The following is a 4,912-nucleotide window of genomic DNA, read 5'->3' as shown; positions in this document are numbered from 1 at the left end:
AGGCCGCCGCGCCGCCCGCCGCCACGCCGTCCTGACCCCGGCCCCCACCCCCGCCCCCGCGCTCCCGGCCCCCACCCCCGGCCCCCGCTCCCGCCCGCCTGACCCTGCACGAGAGGAAACCTGTCATGCCGTCCACGAAGTCGCCCGCCGAGGTCTCCGGTACGACCACCGAGCAGTACAACGGATTCACCGCCGAGGAGCGGGCCGCGATGAAGGAGCACGCACACGAGGAGAAGAAGACGGCGGCGCGGCGGGGGTTGTCCCGGGCGGAGAAGGAGGCGGCGGTGGAGCGGGACGTGCTCGCGAAGATCGCCGAGATGCCGGAGGCGGACCGCGTCCTCGCCGAGCGGATCCACGAGATCGTCAGGACCGCCGCTCCGGACCTCGCGCCCAAGCTCTGGTACGGGATGCCCGCTTACGCCAGGGACGGCAAGGTCGTCTGCCACTTCCAGAGCGCGGAGAAGTTCAAGTCGAGGTACGCCACGCTCGGCTTCAGCGACCAGGCGGCACTCGACGACGGCGCCATGTGGCCGACCTCCTACGCCGTGAGGGAGCTGACCGCGGCCGACGAAGAGCGCATCAGCGCGCTCGTCAAGAAGGCGATGGGCTGAGGCCGGCCGGGGGCGGAACCGGCGGCGAAAGCGACCGAGCCGGGTTGCCCGTGCGCACGGTTCTGCCAGCCGGCCCCGGCGGATTGCCGGTGTCCTGCCGGACGGGATCGTCCGCATCGGCCTGCCCGCCGGCGGAGGATCCCTGGCAACCGGCGCGAGAGCCGTGGCAACCGGCGGGCCGGTCAGTCCCAGCGGCTGGCAGCGACACCGGCCTCCCGCAGCACCTCGGGAAAGTCGGGGGTGAACGCCCACCACGAGATCCCCTCAAGAACCACGGCCCAGGCGCGAGCCGCCGCGGCAAGGTCGCCGCGGTCCATGGCCAGCCTGGTCCGGACGAGGCTCTTCGTCATCAGGCTCGACCAGGAGCCGAAGACGGAGACGACCTCGTGCTCGCCGTCCAGGAGCAGTTGCCCTGCCGTGCGCTCTCTGGCCAGGACGAAGAACCGGGCGGCGTCGTACTGCTCGGGGGTCGGCACCTCGCCGTGGAAGGTCACTGCGAAACCTGCCCGCGCGTTCCCGGTGCGACGGCTCGCTGGACGTCCTCGATCGGAACGGCCACGGACACCCTGCCGAAGGCCACCTCGTGGCGGCCGTTGCCGAGGGCACGGGCGCCGCCGGCCTTGTGCCCCCACCGGACGGTGCCGGCCGGGAGCGAGTCGAGCAGGATCCGGCGCAGCTCGCCGCGCTGCACCTCGGGGCGGCCGCCCGTGCCGTCGTCGGCCTTGTCGAGCAGAACGGTCCCGTCCTGGTCGACGAGCCGCATCGTCTGGCGTCCTTCGACGGCGATGGCGTGGAACTCATCCATCAGGCCCGCCGTCTCCAGGGCGAGTTGCCCGTTGAGTCGTGGATGTCGAGCAGCCCGCCCTGCAGGCGCTCCGTCGGGGAGGACTCGGCCTCGTGGACCGTGACCGCGATTCCGTGAACGTGCAGGACGCGGGCCAGCGTGAGGCCGCCGAGTCCGGCGCCGATGATCACGGCGGGGGTGTGCATGGTGACTCCTCGGAATCGGGATGACGAGGGGGTGAACGGGCAGGCCGGCGGACTGCCCGTGGTCGGGCGCCGGCCCCTACGGCCCCTGCACCACGGAAGACGGTTGAGCCGGAACCTGAAACGACGGCGGCCGGAGGGCGGCCGGCCCTGTCGTCGCATCCGCCGGTTGGGGACTGTGCCCGATCACAGCCTGACGGCCAGCCAGACGGTCACGGCCGCGGTGGCGGTCAGTCCGGCGTTGAGCGCGATCCGGCGGTCCTCGCCCGTCAGGTGGACGGCGATCGCGCCGGTCTGCAGGAGTACGAAGCCGATGGCCGCGGCCGGCGCCAGGGAGGGAGCGATGCCGGTCAGCGGCGGCAGGACCAGGCCGGTCGCGCCGAGTATCTCGACCGTCCCCAGGGCCCTGAGGGCGGGCAAGGGCATGCGGTCGACCCAGGCCATCATCGGCCGGAGCTGATCGCGGCTGCGGATCACCTTCAGCGTGCCTGCGTAGAAGTAGAAGAGCGCGAGCAGTCCCGCGGTGATCCAGTAGGCGATGTTCATGGTTCCCGTTCATGGGCCACCGGTTCACGGGGACCCGTTGATTGCGTCGGTTGCGTCGGTTGCGTCGGTTGCGTCGATTGCCGGAAGAGCGCCGGTGAAGGCCCGGTCAGTCCTCGTCCGGGGGATCCGGACGCCCAGAGGCGGCAGCGCCACCGCCCTGCCGGCCGAAAGGCGGGTGGCCGAGCCGTGCCGTGCCGCCGGCCTCAGGCGGGGTCGGTGGCGGGATCGGTCGCGAGGTCGGTCGCGGGCTCGGTCGCGTAGCGGCTCATCGTGTCGATGTTGGCCTGCGGCGTCAGCGGCCGGCCGCCGGCGAGCGCTTCCTGGAGGTCCCGGAAGTACTGCACGTACAGGTCGGGGGTGAAGGTGCTGAGCATGACGGCGGGTTGGTCGCTCAGGTTGGCGAAGGTGTGCGGGGTACCGGGCGGAACCATCACGAGCGTGCCCGTGGTGGCGTCGTGCTCCTCGTCCCCGACGGTGAACCGCACGGTGCCGGAGAGGATGTAGAAGCCCTCGTCGTGTCGGGCATGGCGGTGCTGGGGCGGTCCCTGGGTGTGCGGGGCGAGGACGGACTCGGCGATCGCGAGGCGGTGCCCGGTGTGGCTGCCGTCCTCCAGCACGCGCATGCGCGTGGTGCCCAGAACGATCGTCTCGCCGTCGCCGGGACCCACCACCGATACGGCGGGGCCGATCTGCGGCTGCCCGGTCTTCGCTTCTTCGGTCATGCTCACGAGTGCACCGCCGGGGGCCCGCCGGTGTCCAAGACCCATCCCGCGGCGCCGATACCTCGTGGGTATCGTTGCAGCGTGGAGCTACGGACCTTGCGCTACTTCGTGGCGGTCGCCGAGGAACTCCACTTCGGCCGGGCCGCCACCCGACTGCACATGAGCCAGCCGCCGCTGAGCCGGGCGATCAAGCAGTTGGAGGCCGATGTCGGGGCCCTGCTGTTCGCCCGCTCGCCCGCCGGCGTCACGCTCACTGCGGTGGGCGCGGTGCTGCTCGACGAGGCGCGGGCCCTGCTCGACCATGCCGACCGCGTCCGTGTCCGCGTGAGCGCGGCAGCCGGCATCGCGACCATCACCATCGGCATCCTGGGCGACGGCACCGACCCGGGGGTGTCCAGGCTGGCCGCCGCCTACCGCCGGACCCACCCCGGCATCGACATCCGCATCCGTGACACCGATCTGACCGACCCGACATGCGGGCTGCGCGCCGGACTGGTCGACGTCGCCCTGACCCGGGCGCCGTTCGACGAGACCGCCCTGACGGTGCGTGCGCTGCGGACCGATCCGGTCGGCGTGGTCCTGCGGGCCGACGATCCGCTGGCCCGCCGCGACGGACTGCGGCTGGCCGAGCTGAGCGACCGTCGCTGGTTCCAGTTCCCGCCGGGTACCGACCCCCTCTGGCAGTCCTACTGGAACGGCGGCAGGCCGCGCGAGGGCCCAGTGGTGCGCGCCGTCCAGGAATGCCTGCAGGCCGTCCTGTGGAACGGCACGGTCGGCCTGGCCCCGCTCGGACACGACCTGCCCGCGGAGCTGGCCCTGGTGCCGCTGACCGACATGCCGCCGAGCCGGGTGGTGGCGGTGTGGAACGAAGGGGACACCAACCCGCTGATCCGGTCCTTCATCGAGATCGCGACAGCCGCCTACCGTCACTGAGCACCGGCGACCGGTGCCGCCGCGGCTCGTGAACGATTCGCGGCGGCCCCGGGGGCCGCCTCCCGAGGGCCCGGGGCGGGGGCGTGGAGGGGTCAGTGCCAGTAGCTGGGGGTGTCCCCGCCGGGCTGGTTCCAGGCCCAGACGACGAAGGCGATGACGGCGGCGACGACGAGGACGGCAAGGACGAAGCAGCCGAGGGCGCCTCGCCGGTTCCGGTGGTCGATGTCGTCCAACTGGGCCCCCGGGTGTCGAGTCTGACGTGAATCCGAGCGTGGCTGCCGGAAAGGCGGAGGGCAAGAGCGCAAACGGTGCGGGGCCGTCCCACGGGCGCATGACCGGCCTGCCGGTGCGCTCCGACGTCTCCGTTGGCCGGGTCCCGCGCACCCCCTTCCCTGTACACCGGACGCCCTGCCGCTGTGCCCGCCTGTCGCCGGACCTGCTCGCCGAGCGCTTGGCTGAGGCGCTGTTCGAGGCGGCGGACCTGGGCGGCGAGGCGGGTGCGCGCGTCAGCCGCCGCTAGGTCGGCCTTGAGCCAGGCGCGACTGACAGCAGGACTGTGGCCGCCGGGGGCGACCGGCTCGGCGGCCTGGGCGTGGATCAGGGTGAGGAGATCGCGTTGCTCACCGGCGCCGAAGCCGCTGCGGTCCATGCGGAGATCCTCGCGCTCGGCCTCGGCAGCCCGGGCAGATGACACCTGCCCACCACCGGGCGCCATGGCCGCGAAGTCCGGCAGGACCGTGTTCACGGACGGCTCGGGGGTCGCGGAGGTCCGGTTCCTGTACGAGAACACTCCGGGCACCGAGCACCAGGCCCGCAGCCCCCGGCATGCCGGTTCGTGCCGGCTGTCCGTCACTGGCCGCGCCCCGCGCGGCCTCGCGGGCAGCTACTTCACCAGCCGCTTCACCGTCGGGGACATGGACCTGGCTCTGGTCGACCGCTCGATGGAGTACGCCACGTTCGTCGACGCCCGGGCCGCCGACCGACAGACGGCGGCAGCACCCTGACGTCCGGCGGTGCCCTTTCGGCCCCGGTCCGCCTGCGCGGCGGCCGGGGCCGGTTCGTCAGTCATCGTGACCGGCGGGCGGGCGGGCGGGCGTGGTGTGTCGGCAGTGT

Annotated in this window: 9 protein-coding genes and 1 pseudogene; 5 read left to right on the top strand and 5 right to left on the bottom strand. The window is 72.8% G+C overall.

All coding sequences use genetic code 11. The annotated features are described in order from the left end of the window. Nucleotides 1-125: 125 nt before the first annotated feature. On the top strand, nt 126-611 hold the full coding sequence (locus tag C2142_RS39040; protein ID WP_148647496.1) for a DUF1801 domain-containing protein: 486 nt from the start codon (nt 126-128) through the stop codon (nt 609-611). Nucleotides 612-793: 182 nt separating this feature from the next. On the opposite strand, the gene C2142_RS39035 is transcribed toward C2142_RS39040, so the two are convergent. The 4 genes and pseudogenes from C2142_RS39035 to C2142_RS39020 form a co-directional block, all read right to left on the bottom strand. Next, nucleotides 794-1,105, bottom strand: coding sequence for a hypothetical protein (locus tag C2142_RS39035; protein ID WP_148647495.1), 312 nt, complete (start codon nt 1,103-1,105; stop codon nt 794-796). 77 nt (nt 1,106-1,182) lie between these two features. After that, nucleotides 1,183-1,601, bottom strand: a pseudogene (locus C2142_RS39030) (FAD-dependent monooxygenase); the annotation flags it as partial. A 183-nt stretch (nt 1,602-1,784) separates the two neighbouring features. Then, nucleotides 1,785-2,144: a DoxX family protein gene (locus C2142_RS39025; protein WP_148647494.1), complete on the bottom strand. Its 360-nt coding sequence runs from the start codon at nt 2,142-2,144 to the stop codon at nt 1,785-1,787. 203 nt (nt 2,145-2,347) lie between these two features. Further along, a complete protein-coding gene (locus C2142_RS39020; protein ID WP_174315831.1) occupies nt 2,348-2,866 on the bottom strand; it encodes a cupin domain-containing protein in 519 nt (172 codons plus the stop codon). A 96-nt stretch (nt 2,867-2,962) separates the two neighbouring features. Between C2142_RS39020 and C2142_RS39015 the strand changes: the two genes are divergently transcribed. Beyond that, nucleotides 2,963-3,799, top strand: coding sequence for a LysR substrate-binding domain-containing protein (locus C2142_RS39015; RefSeq protein ID WP_148647528.1), 837 nt, complete (start codon nt 2,963-2,965; stop codon nt 3,797-3,799). Nucleotides 3,800-3,891: 92 nt separating this feature from the next. On the opposite strand, the gene C2142_RS39010 is transcribed toward C2142_RS39015, so the two are convergent. Continuing rightward, complete coding sequence (locus C2142_RS39010) at nt 3,892-4,032, bottom strand: hypothetical protein (protein WP_153882872.1); 141 nt, start codon at nt 4,030-4,032, stop codon at nt 3,892-3,894. A 38-nt stretch (nt 4,033-4,070) separates the two neighbouring features. On the opposite strand from C2142_RS39010, the gene C2142_RS39005 reads away from it, so the two are divergent. From C2142_RS39005 to C2142_RS39000, 3 genes are read left to right on the top strand one after another with little or no spacing between them, the layout of a single operon-like run. Further along, nucleotides 4,071-4,319 carry a hypothetical protein gene (locus C2142_RS39005; protein WP_194235878.1) on the top strand — a complete coding sequence of 83 codons (249 nt, stop codon included), beginning with the start codon at nt 4,071-4,073 and terminating at the stop codon, nt 4,317-4,319. A 36-nt stretch (nt 4,320-4,355) separates the two neighbouring features. After that, nucleotides 4,356-4,490 (top strand): hypothetical protein, encoded by a 135-nt coding sequence (locus tag C2142_RS41895; RefSeq protein WP_277347314.1) that lies wholly within the window; start codon nt 4,356-4,358, stop codon nt 4,488-4,490. A gap of 22 nt (nt 4,491-4,512) precedes the next feature. After that, on the top strand, nt 4,513-4,803 hold the full coding sequence (locus tag C2142_RS39000) for a hypothetical protein (protein ID WP_148647492.1): 291 nt from the start codon (nt 4,513-4,515) through the stop codon (nt 4,801-4,803). The last annotated feature ends 109 nt before the right edge of the window (nt 4,804-4,912 follow it).

The organism is Streptomyces sp. CB01881, from assembly GCF_002953255.1.
Taxonomy (GTDB): domain Bacteria; phylum Actinomycetota; class Actinomycetes; order Streptomycetales; family Streptomycetaceae; genus Kitasatospora.
This window is presented reverse-complemented; position numbering and strand designations above follow the sequence as displayed.

Coding starts and splice junctions, on each gene's coding strand:
- C2142_RS39040 (WP_148647496.1), top strand. CDS start 126: ATGCCGTCCACGAAGTCGCCCGCCGAGGTCTCCGGTACGACCACCGAG.
- C2142_RS39025 (WP_148647494.1), bottom strand. CDS start 2,144: ATGAACATCGCCTACTGGATCACCGCGGGACTGCTCGCGCTCTTCTAC.
- C2142_RS39020 (WP_174315831.1), bottom strand. CDS start 2,866: ATGACCGAAGAAGCGAAGACCGGGCAGCCGCAGATCGGCCCCGCCGTA.
- C2142_RS39000 (WP_148647492.1), top strand. CDS start 4,513: ATGGCCGCGAAGTCCGGCAGGACCGTGTTCACGGACGGCTCGGGGGTC.